Origin of the sequence: Bradyrhizobium sp. 613_E4_N2_2 (assembly GCF_052075995.1) — a bacterium.
Classification (GTDB): Bacteria; Pseudomonadota; Alphaproteobacteria; order Rhizobiales; family Xanthobacteraceae; genus Bradyrhizobium; species Bradyrhizobium barranii.
This window is the reverse complement of the sequence record NZ_CP197234.1, coordinates 7,711,689-7,727,780: the sequence shown is the minus strand read 5'-3', so window position 1 is coordinate 7,727,780 and position 16,092 is coordinate 7,711,689. Positions and strand designations below refer to the sequence as shown.

Below are 16,092 nucleotides of genomic sequence, written 5' to 3'. Positions count from 1 at the left end.
ACTTAGGGCATGTGGCGGTTTGGGCTAATCTGTCTGTTTGGGTCTGTCCTCTGTCTGGCCGGCGGATCGGCGCAGGCCGCGCGCTGCGGCGGCGACTTCAACAGCTTCGTCGCCAGCATGAGCTCGGAAGCGCAAGGAGCCGGCGTCTCGGCGAGCGTGACCAGCGCGGCCTTCAGCGGCATCGCCCAGGACGGCGCCGTGCTCGCCTTCGACCGGCGCCAGCGCTACACCTTCAACAAGAGCTTCGAGCAGTATGTCTCGACCCGCGTCGGCCCCGGCCGCATCAATGGCGGCAAGGCACTGTTGCAGCGTCACGCGGCGCTGCTCTCGCGCATCGAGCGGCAGTTCGGCGTGCCCCGCTATATCCTGGTCGCGATCTGGGGGCTGGAGAGCGATTTCGGCAAAGGCGACATCGGCAAGCTGCCGGTGATCCGCACGCTCGCCACGCTCGCGCATGATTGCCGCCGCACCGAGCTGTTCCAGGGCGAGCTGCTCGCCGCGCTCAAGATCGTGCAGCGCGGCGACCTGCCGCTGCGCGACCTCATTGGCGCCTATGCCGGCGAGATCGGCCAGACCCAGTTCCTGCCGTCGTCCTACATCAAATACGGCGTCGATTTCGACGGCGACGGCCACGTCGACCTGCGCCACAGCGTGCCCGACGTACTCGCCTCGACCGCGAACCTGCTTCACACCAGCGGCTTCAAGATGGGCCAGCCCTACGGCGAAGGCACCGCCAATTTCGAGGCGATGCGGGAGTGGAACAGGGCGGTGATCTACCGCAAGACGATCGGCTATTTTGCGGACCGGCTGGCGGGGCAGTGACCACATACTCGGTGTCATCGCCCGCCTTGTGCGCACTTGCGCACTGGGGCGGGCGATCCAGTATTCCAGAGGAGGCGCGGCTAGAACCGAGAAGCCGCGGCGTACTGGATGCCCCGGTCAAGCCGGGGCATGACAGCGGTGGTGTGGCGACAGCGGAGCACGCAGCGGCGATGCCGTCGCGTCACGCCTACTTCGCCGTCCCCTTCGCCATCTTCTCCAGCTTGCGCTGCAACGGCGCCCAATAGGTGCCCGGGCGGAAGCGCTGCAAAATGTCCATGAAGCGGGCGTCGTTGCCGATCAGGATGCGGGGCTGGTTGTTCTCGATGCCCTTGATGATGCGCAGCGCGGCGTCTTTCGGCGTGGTCTTTGCCGCGTTCTCGAACCGCTCGATCGATTGCGCGCGGCGCGCATTGTCGGTGACGCCGACCCCGGTGCGCGAATTGCGCGCGATGGCAGTGGCGACGCCACCGGGATGCACCACCGACAGTTTTACGGGGCTGCCCGCGACCGCAAGCTCGTGCCGCACGCTCTCGGAAAAGCCGCGCACCGCGAACTTGGCGGCGGCATAGGCCGACTGTCCCGGCGGCGCGATGATGCCGAAGATCGAGGAGACGTTGACGATGTGCGCCTCTGCCAGCGTCTTCAGATGCGGCAGGAAAGCGCGCGTGCCGTGCACCACGCCCCAGAAATTGATGTCGAACAGCCACTCCATCTGCGCCTGGTCGATCTCCTCGAACGTCCCCATCAGCGCCACGCCGGCATTGTTGATGACGATGCCGAGCGCGGGATGTGCCGCGATCGCATCACGCGCGAACTCTGCGATGTCGCCGGGCTCGCTGACGTCGACGCGATGCACGCTGACCTTGCGTGCGGCACCGATCTCGGCGGCGAGCGTCTTCAATCCGGCCTCGTCGCGATCGGCGAGCGCGAGATCGCAGCCGCGATTGCCGAGCTCGATTGCCAGCGCGCGCCCGATGCCGCTCGCCGCTCCCGTGATTGCGGCGGCACCGCGAATGGCAGTCATGATGTCCCCCCGTCAAGCCGGTCGTGTGGAACTATGATCTACATTTTTCATGATGGAACTGAACCACCGGCGAACTGGCTCCTTAACATAGGTTACGCAAGCAAGCACTGGAGCGGCCCCATGGGACAGGCAGAACCATTTCGCGCGACGGCGCTGATCGTCGAAGACGACGTCATGCAACGGGAGATGCTCAGTCTTCTGCTGGAGGAGAGCGGCTACCAGGTCATCCAGTGCGATAGCGCCGAGGCTGCCCAACGGGTGCTCGACAGAAGCGCCGGCGCGCTCTGTCTGATGCTGACGGACGTTCAGCTTGCGGGGCACATGACCGGGGTCGAGCTCGCGCACGTCGCCAAGGACCGCAATCCAAAGCTCGACATCGTCGTCACCTCCGGCCGCCCCTTGGCGCAGCCCTTGCCCGATGGCGCGAAATTCTGGGCCAAGCCATGGGCGCCGCTCGACGTGCTCCGCGAAGCCGAGCTCGCGCAGCCGTCCTGATGGTCGATGCGGGGGCTCGCTTTCTTGCCGTGAGGCACGGTGATAGGGTCTGCCCATGACCTTTTCCTTCCTGCTCACCTCGCTCATCGTCGTCGCCTCGCCCGGCACCGGCGTGCTTTACACCCTGGCTGCGGCGCTGACACGCGGCTCGCGCGCGAGCGTCGCTGCCGCCTTCGGCTGCACGCTCGGGATCGTGCCGCACATGATAGCTGCGATGCTCGGGCTTGCCGCGGTGCTGCATACCAGCGCGCTTGCCTTTGCCGCGCTGAAATGGGGCGGCGTCGCCTATCTGCTCTACATGTCCTGGCAGGCGCTGCGTGAGACCGGGGCGCTGGCGGTCGATGGCGAGATCAGGGAGCGGTCGAGCCGCCGCGTCATCGTCACTGGCTTCCTGATCAACATCCTCAATCCGAAACTGTCGATCTTCTTCCTGGCCTTCCTGCCGCAGTTCATCGCGGTGGACGAAGCCCATGTGCTGGCGCGGATGCTGGAATTGAGCGGCGCCTTCATGGCGATGACCTTTGCGGTGTTCGTCCTCTACGGCCTCTGTGCGGCGTCGGTACGCGAGCGCGTCATCTCCCGCCCACGTGTCATGGCCTGGCTGCGCCGCAGCTTCGCCACCGGCTTCGCCGCGCTCGGCGCCAAGCTTGCGTTTGCGGAGCGGTAGGCTTCGCCTTCACCTCTCCCCGCTTGCGGGGAGACGCCGCAGCTGAGTGCGGCCAATAAAAAAAGCGGGCCTTGCGCCCGCCATCTCCAAACTCTCTCGACCTTTTACCCGACGCCCGGGCGGAGCGAGGCTCCACCCGGGCAAAGAACATGCTGGCTACTTCTTCTTCGCGGCCTTCTTGGCCTTTTTCTTCGTCGCCTTCTTCGCCTTCTTCGCTTTCTTAGCCATAGTATCCTCTCAAGGGTTCATGGTTAAACGCGACACGAGGGATGCTCGGCGGAGGGCCAGCCTCGCAACATCCTCGACCACAAACTCAGCAGATTCGCGGGCGGCTGCCCCGTGCTGTCACATCTGTGTCATTACGTTATCCACAGCTCAGATGCATTTTCGGGTGATTTTTGCCCGCGAATCCGCATCGCAATGCGCATCGGCGTGGCCGCGCAGGGAGGCCGCGACATGCCTAACGATCCGATAATCGCGGCGCACTGTTCATGAATCCAAAACCAAGGGCGAGCTTTCGCAGATCGCAGTGAGGTTCCGTTAAGTGCAATCCGCGCATTCTTCCCCGCAAGAACGCGGGGAAGGGTCATGGACGAACGGCTGCCAGAGACGGGGGGGGCGACGCTGCGCGTGCCGCACGCGCCATGCTGAACGTACCGACACTCTGGACGGTCTTCGTCGTCAACTTCCTGGCGCTTGGCCTGATCTGGGCCTACGTGACGCGCTCCTATCCGAAATTTGCAGCGGCGCGATTCTGGATGGCATCGTCGTTCGTCGGCGCCGCCGGCGCGATGACAGCCCTGGTCCGCCTGTTCGTCGCCTCTCCCCTGCCGCTTCTTGTCGGCGCTGCCGGTATCATCGCGGCGAGCTGCCTCGCCGCCATGGGCATTCAGCGCTTCTATGACCGGCCGGTCTCATGGCGCGTCATGGCCGCAACGGGGGTGCTAAGCCTCGCCGGCGTCGTGTTCTTCATGGTCGGCTTCGAGCACATGCAGCTGCGCATGCTCAGCTACACGCTCGGCCAGGCCTTGCCGCTGGTGCTGGCGCTGCGTCTGCTCCTGGCGCCGCCGGAAGGCCGCGTCAGCCCGGGTGCGCGGCTGTCCGGCATCGTCATCCTCACCATCATCGGGATCTTTGCGGTTCGCACGCTGGGCAATCTGCTCGGCCACGATTTCTCGGCGCGCGCCGGCGGTCAGGCTCATGGCGTCATGGTGCTGGGCCTCCTGTTCCTGTCGATGACGCTCAATTTCGGCTTCCTGCTGATGGCGATGGATCGCCTGCGCAACGAGGTCGCCGACCTCGCGCTGCTTGACGATCTCACGGGCGTCGCCAACCGGCGCCATTTGTTGCAGCGCCTGTCCGAGGAATGCGCCCGGTCTGAGCGCAGCGGCGAGCCGTTCTCGCTGCTGGTGATCGATCTCGACGGCTTCAAGGCCATCAATGACTCCCATGGTCACGCCGCGGGCGATGCCTGCTTGCGGCACTTCACCCTGATGGCGCAAACGCGGCTGCGGCCGGGCGACATGCTGGCCCGCACCGGTGGCGACGAGTTCTGCGTCGTGCTGCCGTCCTCGTCCCTGCGCGAGGCTGCCGCGATCGCCCGCCGCGTGCTCGAGGTCTGCCGCCAGGACGCCGCGGCCTGTACAACCAGGGACATCCCGATCGCGATCTCGATCGGCGTTGCCGAATGGGACCGCGGCATCGGCCAGTTTCCGGACCGCCTCATCGCCCATGCCGACCACGCCCTCTATGCCGCCAAGAAAAACGGCAAGAACGACTTTGCCGTCTACGATCCGGCTCCGCCGCTCTCGCCTGAGCGGCCCGGGCTCGGCGAGGCCACGCGCAAATTCGCATAAAGCCTGCTAGGATTTGGGTCCGCCTTGGACCCGTATGATGATATTCCGCCTGCTCGCGACTTTTCTCGCCGCCCTTCTTCTGCTCACCCCAGCCGCCGCAACGGACGCCGAACTCGCGAAGATCGCGCGCGTCTCCGGCACGCCTGACATTCCCGGCCTGAAAATGGTCTGGCTCGCGCCATGGGGCGATGTCCGCGACGCCCATCCCTGGCGCAACATCATCGTGCACCAGACCGAGGGGCCGACAGGCTCGGCGCGCGGCGGCGCGGCGGAGCAGTCGAAGAACCCGACGCGCCGCGGCGTCACCGTGTGGGTCGAGACCGACGGCACGGTCTATTGGGCGGTCGCCGAGAACCTGGTGCCGACCCATGGCGACGGCGCCAACCGTAACGACAACAAGTACATCGACAACAGATCGACCTATCGCCAGGTCGTGCGCGACAACTCGATCGGCGTCGAGTTCGCCGGCAACTATCCGGATGTCACCACAGGCCCGACCGAGGCGCAGGTCGCGGCATGGAAGATCCTCGTGAAGGTGCTGCGCGCGCGCTACGGCATCCCGCTCGACCACGTCTATGCGCACAACTGGATCGACTACAAGGACGCCCGCTATTGCGAAGGCTGTTGGCTCGCGACGCTGGCGCGGACTTGGGGGGAGTGACGAGCAGGCGCGTCCGGCAACCGAAGGCCGAAACCTCCGGTGCCGGACGGCCATCGAGAGCGATCGCTATCGGCTCTCATCGCCATCCTAAGTCCACCGGTCTTCCCGGGCTCAGGGGAATGCCTTGGGAAGATCGGCGGAAGGCTTCGTGACGATCTGGTGCGCGTCGCGCCAGATCACTTCGCGCTGGCGTGAGGTTGTAATCGTGCGCACCGGCAGGCCGCCCTCCTCGAGCAGCCAAGCGCAGTAGCGCGCGCAGCTGACAGCCTCGCGGGCTTGAGGATCGAACCAGCAAATGCCCCAGATCGAATCGCGCCGCTTGAAGTGACGCGCGATGCGTCCAGGAAGCGGCAGATGCTGCGCGAACCAATTGAACTGGTCCGAGAGCTCATGCCGGATCCAGTCCGGACAGTTGTTTCGCTGGACATACCAGGACGCACGAAAGAAGCCGCTCTCCACGCGACTGTGCGGGTGGATGAGCGGTGTAACGAACCGCAAATGCATGACGACACGGCGCGACGCCTTGTTGCGTCGCGCCCCTCGCAGCCAGATGCAATGAATGGAGAACAGCGCGCGAAGCGGCGTTCAGCTTATGACCGATTGCCGATCAAAGAGTTCGGCGGTCAGAACGTATCGATCTACTTTTCATGCCGCCTCCCTTGGTTGCGCTGAACAACAAAGGCGCGATAGCGCGCCGGGCGGCAGCACATACATCAGCAATCGTCCTGCGGCAAGCGTGATCGACAAGGACGATTGAGCGGGAAGCATTCATGACGCGCTCCGGAATGACGAGCTAAACCGGCTGCGCCATCCAGCCGAACAGCCGTCGCATCAATCCCGGCCGCCGTGGCAATTCCGGCGGGCCGTCCGACGCCAGCACGCGTTTGAAGAAGTAGTCCAGGAACACCATGTCGTTCGGCTCGGTGACGGTGAATTGTTCGTCGCCGAAGAACACGCTGTAATTATAGAAGAACGGGCCCATGAGCGGGATCGTCGCGGTCGAGGCATAGTCCTTGGAGATGACGAACTCTGCGGGATCGAGCCCGTGCTCGCGCATCGCCTGCTCGACCAGCGGCAGCTTGCGCATGAACTGGGCGGAGAAGCCGCCGACGGTGGATTGCAGGATGATCGACACGGTTGGTGTCCGTTCAGTTGAGGCCGCCGGCCCGATCATTCTGGGTCGGTCGACCGGACGCGCGGGTTCAAGGCAAGCCCGGTTCTACGTCGGCCAGGGGAAGGAGACTGTGACGGCGGTCTCACTTGGCAGGACCTTCCGCCACAACCACCGCTGTCATCGCCCGGTTCAACCGGGCGATCCAGTATTCCAGGGGCCTGCGTTCGAGATCTCGCTGCCGGTACCGGTTCAAGCCGGGGCATGACAGCGAGTGCGGCGCGCTTCGCATCGCGCAGAGAAAGCACGGCGGATCACTCAAACAGAGCATCGCCACAAACAAAAAAGCCGGCGTTGCCGCCGGCTTTCTGTCTCTTGTCGATCCGCCAATATCTACCGCGAGAAGAGCCCGCTTAATGCGCGGCTTCCAGCGCGGCCTGTTCCGCCCGTGCGATCGTGCCCTTGACCGCGGCCTGCACCTTTTCGAAGGCGCGGACTTCGATCTGGCGGACGCGCTCGCGCGACACGCCGAACTCGGCGGCAAGGTCTTCCAGCGTCATCGGCTCATCGGCGAGGCGGCGCGCCTCGAAGATGCGGCGTTCGCGCGGGTTGAGCACGCCCATGGCGCCGTTCAGCGCGTCACGGCGTTCGTCATACTCCTCGTGCTCGGCCAGCATGGCTTCCTGGTTGGGCGTGTTGTCGACCAGCCAGTCCTGCCATTCGCCGGCTTCGCCGTCATCGCGGATCGGAGCGTTGAGCGACGCGTCACCACCGAGGCGACGGTTCATGTCGATCACGTCCTGATCGGTGACGCCGAGGCGCTTGGCAATGATCTTCACCTGGTCGGGGCGGAGATCGCCCTCGTCCAGCGCGTTGATCTTGCTCTTCGCCTTGCGCAGGTTGAAGAACAGCTTCTTCTGGTTCGCGGTGGTGCCCATCTTCACGAGCGACCAGGAACGCAGGATGTACTCTTGAATCGACGCCTTGATCCACCACATCGCGTAGGTGGCGAGACGGAACCCCTTTTCGGGTTCGAAACGCTTCACCGCTTGCATGAGGCCGACATTGCCTTCCGAGACGACCTCGGAGATCGGCAGGCCGTAGCCGCGATAGCCCATGGCGATCTTGGCCACGAGGCGGAGATGGCTGGTGACGAGTTGGTGCGCCGCGTCGCGATCGTCATGCTCACGCCAACGCTTGGCGAGCATGTATTCCTGCTGGGGTTCCAGCATCGGGAACTTGCGGATCTCGGCGAGGTAGCGAGAAAGGCCGGATTCTCCATTGAGGACCGGCAAAGCAGCGGTACGGGCCATGATGAAGCCCTCCAAGGTTCAGGCCCCCGATAGCGGCGGGCCAGGCAGACGACCGCTGTGTTAAAGCCGGCCGTAGCTGCGATGTTCCGTTGGTCATTTCCAACGCAAGCGCAATATACCCCAAGGGGGGTCAAAAAGGGAAGGATTGCTGACGTCACGTCCCCGTGTGGCAGCTATAACTTTTTGTAATGTAACGCTTTTCCAAGGTGGCCTGCGTCATAGCGCCGCTTTCAGAGCGCCCTGAAGGAGAAGCAAATCCTTCGGCAGAGGCGCTTCCCAGTGGAGTAATTCTCCGGTTCTCGGGTGCTCCAATACCAGCAAATAGGCATGCAGGGCCTGCCGTCCAAGCGTGGCCAGAGTCGCCTGCGACTCCGGGCCGAGGTGGTTCGCCTTGGTCTTGAAGTGCGGGCCATAGACGGCGTCGCCCATCAGGGGATGGCCAATATGGGCGAGGTGGACGCGGATCTGGTGGGTGCGTCCGGTCTCGAGCTCGCAGGCGAGCAGGGAGGCGATCGGCTTGCCGTCACGCCCCGCAAAACTCTCCAGAAGCTCCCAATGCGTCACCGCCTCGCGGCCGCCCTGGCGCACCGCCATCTTCTCGCGCGCATACGGGTGGCGGTCGATCGGCGCATCGACGGTGCCGCGGTGGCGTCCCGGCAGCCCCCAGGCGAAGGCCATGTAGCCGCGGCGCATCGCGCCCGTCCGGCCGTGGTCGGCGAATTGCGCGGTGAGCGAGGCATGGGCGAGGTCGTTCTTGGCGACTACCATCAGCCCGGTCGTGTCCTTGTCGAGCCGGTGCACGATGCCGGGCCGGCGTACCCCGCCGATGCCGGAGAGCGAGCCGCCGCAATGGGCGATCAGCGCGTTGACCAGCGTGCCGGTCTCGTGCCCGGCCGCGGGGTGCACGACGAGGCCCTTCGGCTTGTTGAGGACGACGATGTCGTCGTCCTCGAACACGATATCGAGGGCGATATCCTCACCCTTGGGCTCCGGCGGGGCCGCCTCCGGCACGTCGATTGTGATCGTATCGCCGGATGTGACGTGATAAGCGGGGTCGCGGATCGCGGCGTCCTTGAGGCTCACCGCGCCCGCCAAAATCAGGGCTTTCAGCCTCGATCGCGACAGGTCGGTGAGGTGCGCCGCCAGCACGCGGTCAAGCCGAGCCGAGCCCTCGTCGCCGGCGACGACAACTTCCAACCTTTGCGCAGAGCCTGAGCTATCCATGACGACGTCTGATACCGCTGTTCCCGAACCGAGCCCCGAGCAGGCCGCGCTGTTCGCGCGGGTGCGGCGGATGATGCTGATCGCGGGGTTGACCACGGCGCTGGCAATCTGCGCCGTCCTGATCGCGGTGGGCTACCGCCTTTTCAAGTCGGAGGGAAGGGCGTCCGAAATGGCCGGCGACGTCACCGCCGCCCTGCCCAAGGGCGCCAGGATCGTCTCGACCGGGGTCGCCGGCGACCGCCTCGTGGTCACGCTGGACGTTGGCGGGGTCATCGAGATCCGCACTTTCGACGCCCACACCCTGAAGCCGGCCGGAAAGCTGAAATTTGCCAATGAGCCGTAGGGCTGGCCGCGGCTGTTGATCGTTCTCCGGTCCAGTTTGTCTTGCCGCGCAACTTCTGATTTAGCTCTCGGGCTTGGGAAGTTGGGCTGGGACTGGGAATGGGACGTATCAAGTCGCGCGTCGTCGCAATTGCACTCGTTGTCGGGTCGTACGGATGCGCTGGATTTGCGGCGCTCGCAGAGCCGGCCAAGCAGCCCACAGCGCCAGCCAGGCAGGCTGGACTTGCCGCGCCGGCCAAACAACCCGCGGCGCAGGCCAAGCCAACGGGCTCGCGGAACGCACGGCTCTATTTCTTGCGCGAGAAGGGCATTTTCGGCGCGATGGGCGGAATGGCGGCCTCGTCGGAAATCCTGATCGACGGCAAGTCCGTCGGTAAGGTCGACATGGGGACGTTCTTCTTCGTCGACCGGCCGCCGGGCGTCCACAAGATCGCTTCCCACATGAAGATGTCGATGACGGACTATGAGGTCGAGGTCCCCGTCGAGGCCGGCAAGACGTATTATTTCGGCGTCGGGACGCAGCGGACAGGCGCCATCGGCCAGGACCTGCTCAACCAGGCCGTCGCCGGCAGCAGCGGCCAGCAGATCCGCTCCTCATCGCCGTTCAAATCCGCCTTTGCGGGCGCGGGCCTGTTCCGCCTTGAGCCGGCCGCGGGCGCTGCGGCGATCGAGAAACTGAAGCAGCCGTGAGTGTTCCCGGCGGTTTCGTAGGGCGCGCGGCGGCCCGCCGCGCAATTAAGCCTAAGCCGCATTGACCGTGCATATCCGGGGTTCTCGCCCCCGATCGAGGCTTGCCGCCGACAAAATTCGCGGCTATGTCCTGTCCCTCACGCTCCCTTCGTCTAGCGGTTAGGACGCGGCCCTCTCAAGGCTGAAACAGGGGTTCGATTCCCCTAGGGAGCGCCATTGCCTTGAAGCTACCTTCCCTTGATCTCGATTTGATTGTTCCCCCCGCTGGGTGAGCGCTTGTGGCATTGGCGATCAACGTTCGAGCCGATAACAATTCAGCAAGTGAGATCGAGCGGCTGTGGGATCAGGTCGTAGCGTTCGAAGTCGAGCCCTCGATGCGCGCCCTTGGCTATCGGCCACATTTTACATTTGCGATCTACGACTCGCCTGCGATCGACGAAAAGATAGCATGGGCCGCCATGCTGGCGGCCGTTGCTGGCGAAGCGCAATTTCGCATCGAGTTCAAACGGATTCGTTGGTTCGCAGGCTCGCCTCTCGTTCTCTGGGCGGAGCCGAGCTCCAATGAGGCGCTAACCCGCATCCACAGCTCGGTCAGCGCCGCAATCGACCCGGCGCATTGCCGCCCTCATTACCGGCCCGGGGCATGGACGCCGCATTGTACGCTCGGCTTGCGCATCGCCGATGAGCGGCGTGATGACGCGATTGCTTTTGCGCGATCGTTTGATCGAAGCATGGAAGTGCTGTTCGACGTGGCAGATTGCGTTACCTTTCCGCCGGTTCAGGTAATCGCTGAGCAGCGATTGCCCCCGTAGTCGATGGCACGGCCACGGCGGGCAAGGTCGGTAGCTTCGACGCCAAGTCGCTAGCAAACATGTTGCAGGCGAAGGCGCGATCACTGCGCCTGCAATCGCTTCAGGTCGGCAATGGCGGCACGATACTCTCGAAACGAGGTCGGGCATCCGTCTCGCGCGGCTGCAAACTCGTTCCGGGCCGCCACTGTATCTTTGCTCTTGAGCTGAGCGATCCCAGCGTAATAGTGTGCCTCGCAAGTTTGATCTGAATTCCTGGCCGAAGCCAGGGCTGCGGCGGGCGTGATCCGGCCGACAAGCAATTCGCCGACGGTTCTCGGCCAATCCCTGAGCTGGCCCTTGTCGAGTGCAGCGGACAGCGCGATGCCGGCATCGGCAGATCGTCCCTGCATCCGCGCCACCGATCCCCAAATCACGCCGTAGCCATCGGGATCGGAAAACCGCGCCTCCCGGTCGTAGTCCGAAGCGGCATCCCTGAAATCGCCTCTCCGATAGTACGCATCTCCCCGGGCCGCGTAGTAGTCAGTCGCGACGCGATCGGCCTCCGGACGACTCACCTCCTGGTCTTTGGCAAAGGTGGTGTTCTTGTCGGGTCCAAGCCTGATGGCATCGGTGAAATCCCGGATCGCCTCGTCCAGCCTGTCCTCGGACATATAAATCTGCCCGCGAATGAACCGGCTTGCGGCACCTGAGGGATCAAGATTGATGGCCTCGGTGAGCGAAGCGATTGCGCGTGTGGTGTCGCCCTTTTTGGCCAAGGTCAGTCCCAGCTCGTGATGAGCGTAGTTGTTCTTCGGGTTGAGCCTGACCGCCTCGGTGAAGTCGGCTTCAGCCGCATCCATGTTGCCGAGTGCAAAATTTCCGAAGCCATGCTTGAGCAATGCCATGGATCTTGCACCGGGAGGTAGTCTGGCGTCCTGGGAGAGGCTGCTGCACGCTGCCATCATGCGCGGGACATCGGTGCTGTCCTGACAATCGTTCAGGTCTTGTGGGGTGGCCGCAAACGCGCTTGCCGCCGAGACGACGATGGAGATGATCAAAGCTGCCCTGCAGCTGATGCGCAGGCCCTGATTTGACATTGCAGACATTTCGCTCCCTTGCACGACACACTTGGCCGATGATCCCGACGCAGGCAACGCGACCTGCCGCGACGACAACCTTATAGAGATCTTTTCCATCATTCTACCGGAGGTTTGTTGGGCCGTTGCCCTTCGGGCAAGGCACGCCGCGAGGTCGCGAGCGCATGCAGCATCGGCATCAGTGCCGGTAGTCGTTCTCCCCAAAATCTGCACTATGCGCTCCGCGCCTCCGGAGCTTCTGCAGGGCTTTCGGAGGTTCTGGCAATAGCATGCGGAGTGACGACATGAGCGGTTTGGTGATCTCTGGCGGCCGGGTGGTGGATCCCGCGAGCGGAATGGACGCCATCGGTGATGTAGCGGTGATGGACGGCAAGATCGCCGGCGTCGGCACGGGCCTCGGCGGCGCCGAGCGGGTGATCGACGCGACGGGGCTCGTGGTCGCGCCGGGCTTCATCGACCTGCACGCGCATGGCCAGTCGATCCCGGCCGACCGCATGCAGGCGTTCGACGGCGTGACGACGACGCTTGATCTCGAGGCCGGCGTGCTGCCGGTCGCCTCCTGGTATGAGCGCCAGGCGCGGAAGGGACGCGTGCTGAACTACGGCGCCGCCACCAACTGGGCCTTTGCGCGCATCGGCGCGATGACCGGCTCGAATGCGGAGAGCTCGCTGGAAGCGTTCGGCAACGCCATGCGCGATCGCCGCTGGATGGACAACGTCGCCAGCGATGCGGAGGTCGCCGGCATCCTCGAGCGTCTTTCGCGCGGCCTGAACGAGGGCGGCATCGGCATCGGCATCCTGAACGCCTATGCGCCGGGCGCCGGCGTGCAGGAGCTGACCGCGGTCTGCCAGCTCGCGGCCAGGCAGGACGTGCCGACCTTCACCCACGTCGCCTACATGTCGCGCGTCGACCCCGAAAGCGCCGCGGAAGCCTATATCCGCCTGATCGGCTATGCCGGCGCCACCGGCGCGCACATGCACATCTGCCATTTCAACTCGTCGAGCAAGACGGATATCGAACGCTGCCGCGTGCTGGTCGAAAAGGCGCAGGCGCAGGGCTTGCCCATCACGGTCGAAGCCTATCCCTACGGTACCGGCTCGACCGTGCTGGCCGCGGCCTTCTTCAGTGATCCCCAGTTCGTCGAGCGCAACGGCACCGGTTACGATTCAGTGCAGCGCGTGACCGACGGTCACCGCTTCCGCGATCGCGAGGAGCTGCTGAAGGCGCAAGCCGAAGAGCCGTCCTCGCTGGTGCTCTGGCACATCCTCGATACCGACAACAATGCGCATCATCGCGATCTGCTCGATATGTCGGTGCTGTATCCCGGCGGCGCGATCGCGTCCGATGCGATGCCGTGGACGACGTCGGACGGCAAGACCTACACCGGCGATGCCTGGCCGCTGCCGGATGACGCCACCTCGCATCCGCGCTCGGCCGGCTGCTTCACGAAGTTCATCCGCGAATGGGTGCGCGAGCGCAAGGCCGTGTCGCTGCTCGAAGGCGTGCGCAAATGCGCGCTGATCCCCGCAGAGATCCTTTCGCAAAGCACGCCCGCGATGCGGGCCAAGGGCCGCCTTGCCAAGGACGCCGATGCCGACATCGTCGTGTTCGACTACGAGAAGCTCTCGGACCGCGCGACCTTCACGGCGATGAACCGCCCCTCGGACGGCGTGCGGCATCTGATCGTCAGCGGCCAGCCGCTGATCAGCGATGGCGTGCTGGACGTGGCGGCGCGGCCCGGCCGCCCCGTGCGTCGCCCCGTCGTCGAGGGCTGATCCCATGCCGGTCCCCATTCTCCTGGTGACGGGCTTTCTGGGGGCGGGCAAGACCACGGTCGTCAACCATCTGCTGGCGAACGCGGAGGGACGGCGTATCGCGGCAATCGTCAACGATTTCGGCGCGATCAACATCGACGCGGAGTTGATCGCGGGCGCGAGCGACGGCGTGGTCAGCCTCGCCAATGGCTGCATCTGCTGCTCGCTCGAAGGCGATCTCCTGCGCACGCTCTCGACGCTGCTTCGGCGCGATCCGAAGCCCGAATATATCGTCATCGAGACCAGCGGCGTCGCCGATCCCGCCGACATCGTCCGCAACCTGATGGACCCCGTGATCCTGCGCGAGGCGCCGCTGGAAACGGTGCTCTGCGTGATGGATGCGGCGACGCTACCTGCGGCCCTGGATGATGCGCTGATGCGGTCGCAGCTGCGCGCCGCCGATATCGTGGCGCTGAGCAAGCTCGATCTGGCGGACGAGAGCGCAGGCGCCCGCATGCGCGAAGCCATCCGCGCGCAGCGTGTCCCCGCCGTGGTGGTCGATGCCAGGCACGGCGAGATTCCGTCCGCGCTGTTGTTCCCCGCGGCTGTTGATCGCGCGCCCGCGCCGCGCGACCCTGGACCACGACGGCCGTCCGAGGAGCGCTTCGAGACGCTGAGCTGGACCTCGGATCAGCCGCTGTCGCTGCAGCGCCTGCAGCCGGCGATCGGCCGCCTGGCGCCAAAGCTTGCGCGCGCAAAAGGCCTGTTCGAGACCGTCGAGCAACCCGGGCGCCAGATGGTGTTTCAGTTCGCCGCCGGCCGCGCGACGCTCGCGACGGGCGGTGCACCGGCGGAAGGCGTGCCGCGATCGCGGATCGTCTTCATCACCGAGCTCGGTGTGCTCTCGAAGGCCGAGCTCGACGGGATCATGGCGGCGTGCGTTGCGGGTGGGTGAAGCAAGCGATCACGCCAGAAGCACGCCCCTCACTTCACGCGAATTGCGCGATGCCGTTTCCGACGGACCAGTTCTCCGCGGGGGCATCGAGCACGTTGACGAACACGTCCTCCGGCCGGATGCCCGGGTTTTCGCCGAGTAGGTCTGCGATCCGCCGGTACAGCACCATCTTCTGCTCCGCCGTGCGCGAAGCGAACACGGTGATCTGGATCAGCACGGCGTCGTCGCTGCGTTTGACGCCATAGGCATTGCCGCAGCGGAAGTTCGAGGCGTCATGCTCGCTGATGGTCATGAACTCGTCGCCCTCGGGCACGTTCAGTGCCTCGCGCATGGCGCGGTACAAACCATCGAGGATCGCCTGCCGATAGGCTTCCGGTTTGCCGGCGCGCATCGAGATGTGAAGGAGAGGCATGGGCGGATCCCTTTTGGCATGCGAGCCCGATCGGCCAGGGCGCACGCAAGCGCCGGCCGTTGGGCCCATTGACGGAACGGGCTATCAATCCCAATTAGTTTTTGACACGATGTCGAGAAAACACGTTATTGACATCGTGTCAAATATTTTTGCCGTACCGAGGAGCAGGATTTGAGGCCGCGCGAATTCGACCACGACGACGTCCTGCGTATCGCGTTCGACCAGTTCTGGCGCAAGGGCGTGCGCGGCACGTCGCTGTCGGACATCGCGCGCGATGCCGGTGTTCAGCGCGGCAGCCTCTACAATGCCTTCGGCAGCAAGGAGGCGCTGTTCCTCCAGGCCTATGAGCGTTATGCGGGCGATTATCTCCTCGCCCTGCAAAAGGCGCTCGGCGCGGGCTCACTGCGAAAACGCCTTACCGCGTTCTTCGACCTGACCATCACCAACTTCCGCTCGGGCTCGCCGCCGCGGGGATGTCCGACCACGCGCGGATTGATGGAGCTCGGCGCGGCCGAAGGGGAGGGCTTGGATGAAGACGCGCGTCAGGCCTTTGCGGGCCTCATCTCGCGCATCACCATGCTGGTTCAAGAGACGTTGGCGGCAGGCGCAGAGCGCGGCGAGTTCAATGGCAATCCCGCGGCCGCAGCGCTGCATATCATCACGGTGACGCGCGGCCTTGGCGTGCTCGAACGTGCCTTCGGCGACGAGCCGCAGCTGCGCAAGATCGCGGCTCACACCATCGATCTCGTGCTTGGCAAGAAGGGCGGTTAGGCCAGGCCGCAAAACGACGACCCCAGCGGTGGTGATCCCTGGGGCCGTCTGGAGGTTTTATGGAGGGCATCGAACACTGCGTCTCCATGGCGATGTTGATAGCGCAA

Annotated in this window: 18 protein-coding genes and 1 tRNA gene; 12 read left to right on the top strand and 7 right to left on the bottom strand. The window is 64.7% G+C overall.

Annotated elements, in window-relative coordinates:
- Nucleotides 1-9 precede the first annotated feature (9 nt).
- Nucleotides 10-822, top strand: a complete 813-nt coding sequence (locus AB7290_RS36530) for a lytic murein transglycosylase (protein ID WP_085400458.1) — start codon at nt 10-12, stop codon at nt 820-822.
- A gap of 187 nt (nt 823-1,009) precedes the next feature.
- On the opposite strand, the gene AB7290_RS36525 is transcribed toward AB7290_RS36530, so the two are convergent.
- Entirely contained in the window at nt 1,010-1,846 is an 837-nt protein-coding gene (locus tag AB7290_RS36525) for an SDR family NAD(P)-dependent oxidoreductase (RefSeq protein WP_085400459.1), read from the bottom strand.
- Nucleotides 1,847-1,966: 120 nt separating this feature from the next.
- On the opposite strand from AB7290_RS36525, the gene AB7290_RS36520 reads away from it, so the two are divergent.
- The 4 genes from AB7290_RS36520 (at nt 1,967) to AB7290_RS36505 (ending at nt 5,525) form a co-directional block, all read left to right on the top strand.
- Nucleotides 1,967-2,341: a response regulator gene (locus AB7290_RS36520; protein ID WP_085400461.1), complete on the top strand. Its 375-nt coding sequence runs from the start codon at nt 1,967-1,969 to the stop codon at nt 2,339-2,341.
- 55 nt (nt 2,342-2,396) lie between these two features.
- On the top strand, nt 2,397-3,008 hold the full coding sequence (locus AB7290_RS36515) for a LysE family translocator (RefSeq protein WP_085400463.1): 612 nt from the start codon (nt 2,397-2,399) through the stop codon (nt 3,006-3,008).
- Between the two features lie 644 nt (nt 3,009-3,652).
- Nucleotides 3,653-4,864 carry a GGDEF domain-containing protein gene (locus AB7290_RS36510; protein ID WP_085400465.1) on the top strand — a complete coding sequence of 404 codons (1,212 nt, stop codon included), beginning with the start codon at nt 3,653-3,655 and terminating at the stop codon, nt 4,862-4,864.
- A gap of 34 nt (nt 4,865-4,898) precedes the next feature.
- Nucleotides 4,899-5,525, top strand: a complete 627-nt coding sequence (locus AB7290_RS36505; protein ID WP_085400466.1) for a peptidoglycan recognition protein family protein — start codon at nt 4,899-4,901, stop codon at nt 5,523-5,525.
- Between the two features lie 111 nt (nt 5,526-5,636).
- Here AB7290_RS36505 and AB7290_RS36500 read toward each other — a convergent pair whose 3' ends face one another.
- The 4 genes from AB7290_RS36500 to AB7290_RS36485 all read right to left on the bottom strand — a co-directional run bounded on the left by AB7290_RS36500 (nt 5,637) and on the right by AB7290_RS36485 (nt 9,173).
- Nucleotides 5,637-5,984: a hypothetical protein gene (locus AB7290_RS36500; protein WP_245344046.1), complete on the bottom strand. Its 348-nt coding sequence runs from the start codon at nt 5,982-5,984 to the stop codon at nt 5,637-5,639.
- Between the two features lie 334 nt (nt 5,985-6,318).
- Nucleotides 6,319-6,660 (bottom strand): hypothetical protein, encoded by a 342-nt coding sequence (locus AB7290_RS36495; RefSeq protein ID WP_063985480.1) that lies wholly within the window; start codon nt 6,658-6,660, stop codon nt 6,319-6,321.
- Between the two features lie 389 nt (nt 6,661-7,049).
- Nucleotides 7,050-7,949 carry an RNA polymerase sigma factor RpoH gene (gene rpoH / locus AB7290_RS36490; protein ID WP_014492123.1) on the bottom strand — a complete coding sequence of 300 codons (900 nt, stop codon included), beginning with the start codon at nt 7,947-7,949 and terminating at the stop codon, nt 7,050-7,052.
- Nucleotides 7,950-8,165: 216 nt separating this feature from the next.
- Entirely contained in the window at nt 8,166-9,173 is a 1,008-nt protein-coding gene (locus AB7290_RS36485; protein ID WP_063985479.1) for an RluA family pseudouridine synthase, read from the bottom strand.
- Here AB7290_RS36485 and AB7290_RS36480 point away from each other — a divergent pair.
- The 4 genes from AB7290_RS36480 to AB7290_RS36465 all read left to right on the top strand — a co-directional run bounded on the left by AB7290_RS36480 (nt 9,172) and on the right by AB7290_RS36465 (nt 11,017).
- Nucleotides 9,172-9,516, top strand: coding sequence for a hypothetical protein (locus AB7290_RS36480; protein ID WP_063985478.1), 345 nt, complete (start codon nt 9,172-9,174; stop codon nt 9,514-9,516). The genes AB7290_RS36485 and AB7290_RS36480 overlap by 2 nt on opposite strands.
- Before the next feature lie 98 nt (nt 9,517-9,614).
- Nucleotides 9,615-10,205, top strand: a complete 591-nt coding sequence (locus tag AB7290_RS36475; protein ID WP_085400470.1) for a DUF2846 domain-containing protein — start codon at nt 9,615-9,617, stop codon at nt 10,203-10,205.
- Between the two features lie 141 nt (nt 10,206-10,346).
- Nucleotides 10,347-10,421, top strand: a tRNA-Glu gene (locus AB7290_RS36470).
- A 62-nt stretch (nt 10,422-10,483) separates the two neighbouring features.
- Entirely contained in the window at nt 10,484-11,017 is a 534-nt protein-coding gene (locus tag AB7290_RS36465; RefSeq protein WP_085400472.1) for a 2'-5' RNA ligase family protein, read from the top strand.
- Between the two features lie 80 nt (nt 11,018-11,097).
- On the opposite strand, the gene AB7290_RS36460 is transcribed toward AB7290_RS36465, so the two are convergent.
- The gene (locus tag AB7290_RS36460) at nt 11,098-12,093 is read right to left on the bottom strand and encodes a tetratricopeptide repeat protein (RefSeq protein WP_161495799.1); all 996 of its coding nucleotides are present in this window, start codon (nt 12,091-12,093) and stop codon (nt 11,098-11,100) included.
- A gap of 284 nt (nt 12,094-12,377) precedes the next feature.
- Here AB7290_RS36460 and AB7290_RS36455 point away from each other — a divergent pair, with 284 nt between their 5' ends.
- Together AB7290_RS36455 and AB7290_RS36450 are read left to right on the top strand one after the other, a co-directional pair.
- Nucleotides 12,378-13,868 carry an amidohydrolase family protein gene (locus tag AB7290_RS36455; RefSeq protein ID WP_244623205.1) on the top strand — a complete coding sequence of 497 codons (1,491 nt, stop codon included), beginning with the start codon at nt 12,378-12,380 and terminating at the stop codon, nt 13,866-13,868.
- 4 nt (nt 13,869-13,872) lie between these two features.
- Entirely contained in the window at nt 13,873-14,802 is a 930-nt protein-coding gene (locus tag AB7290_RS36450; RefSeq protein ID WP_085400477.1) for a CobW family GTP-binding protein, read from the top strand.
- Between the two features lie 34 nt (nt 14,803-14,836).
- Here the strand turns inward: AB7290_RS36450 and AB7290_RS36445 are convergent, their stop codons facing one another.
- Nucleotides 14,837-15,214: a tautomerase family protein gene (locus tag AB7290_RS36445; RefSeq protein WP_085400479.1), complete on the bottom strand. Its 378-nt coding sequence runs from the start codon at nt 15,212-15,214 to the stop codon at nt 14,837-14,839.
- 171 nt (nt 15,215-15,385) lie between these two features.
- Here AB7290_RS36445 and AB7290_RS36440 point away from each other — a divergent pair, with 171 nt between their 5' ends.
- Complete coding sequence (locus tag AB7290_RS36440) at nt 15,386-15,985, top strand: TetR/AcrR family transcriptional regulator (RefSeq protein WP_063985470.1); 600 nt, start codon at nt 15,386-15,388, stop codon at nt 15,983-15,985.
- The last annotated feature ends 107 nt before the right edge of the window (nt 15,986-16,092 follow it).

Bases quoted from the DNA above. Each gene is read 5' to 3' on its own strand.
- AB7290_RS36530 (WP_085400458.1), top strand. From the start codon at position 10: ATGTGGCGGTTTGGGCTAATCTGTCTGTTTGGGTCTGTCCTCTGTCTG.
- AB7290_RS36525 (WP_085400459.1), bottom strand. From the start codon at position 1,846: ATGACTGCCATTCGCGGTGCCGCCGCAATCACGGGAGCGGCGAGCGGC.
- AB7290_RS36520 (WP_085400461.1), top strand. From the start codon at position 1,967: ATGGGACAGGCAGAACCATTTCGCGCGACGGCGCTGATCGTCGAAGAC.
- AB7290_RS36515 (WP_085400463.1), top strand. From the start codon at position 2,397: ATGACCTTTTCCTTCCTGCTCACCTCGCTCATCGTCGTCGCCTCGCCC.
- AB7290_RS36510 (WP_085400465.1), top strand. From the start codon at position 3,653: ATGCTGAACGTACCGACACTCTGGACGGTCTTCGTCGTCAACTTCCTG.
- AB7290_RS36505 (WP_085400466.1), top strand. From the start codon at position 4,899: ATGATGATATTCCGCCTGCTCGCGACTTTTCTCGCCGCCCTTCTTCTG.
- rpoH (WP_014492123.1), bottom strand. From the start codon at position 7,949: ATGGCCCGTACCGCTGCTTTGCCGGTCCTCAATGGAGAATCCGGCCTT.
- AB7290_RS36480 (WP_063985478.1), top strand. From the start codon at position 9,172: ATGACGACGTCTGATACCGCTGTTCCCGAACCGAGCCCCGAGCAGGCC.
- AB7290_RS36485 (WP_063985479.1), bottom strand. From the start codon at position 9,173: ATGGATAGCTCAGGCTCTGCGCAAAGGTTGGAAGTTGTCGTCGCCGGC.
- AB7290_RS36475 (WP_085400470.1), top strand. From the start codon at position 9,615: ATGGGACGTATCAAGTCGCGCGTCGTCGCAATTGCACTCGTTGTCGGG.
- AB7290_RS36460 (WP_161495799.1), bottom strand. From the start codon at position 12,093: ATGTCAAATCAGGGCCTGCGCATCAGCTGCAGGGCAGCTTTGATCATC.
- AB7290_RS36455 (WP_244623205.1), top strand. From the start codon at position 12,378: ATGAGCGGTTTGGTGATCTCTGGCGGCCGGGTGGTGGATCCCGCGAGC.
- AB7290_RS36450 (WP_085400477.1), top strand. From the start codon at position 13,873: ATGCCGGTCCCCATTCTCCTGGTGACGGGCTTTCTGGGGGCGGGCAAG.
- AB7290_RS36445 (WP_085400479.1), bottom strand. From the start codon at position 15,214: ATGCCTCTCCTTCACATCTCGATGCGCGCCGGCAAACCGGAAGCCTAT.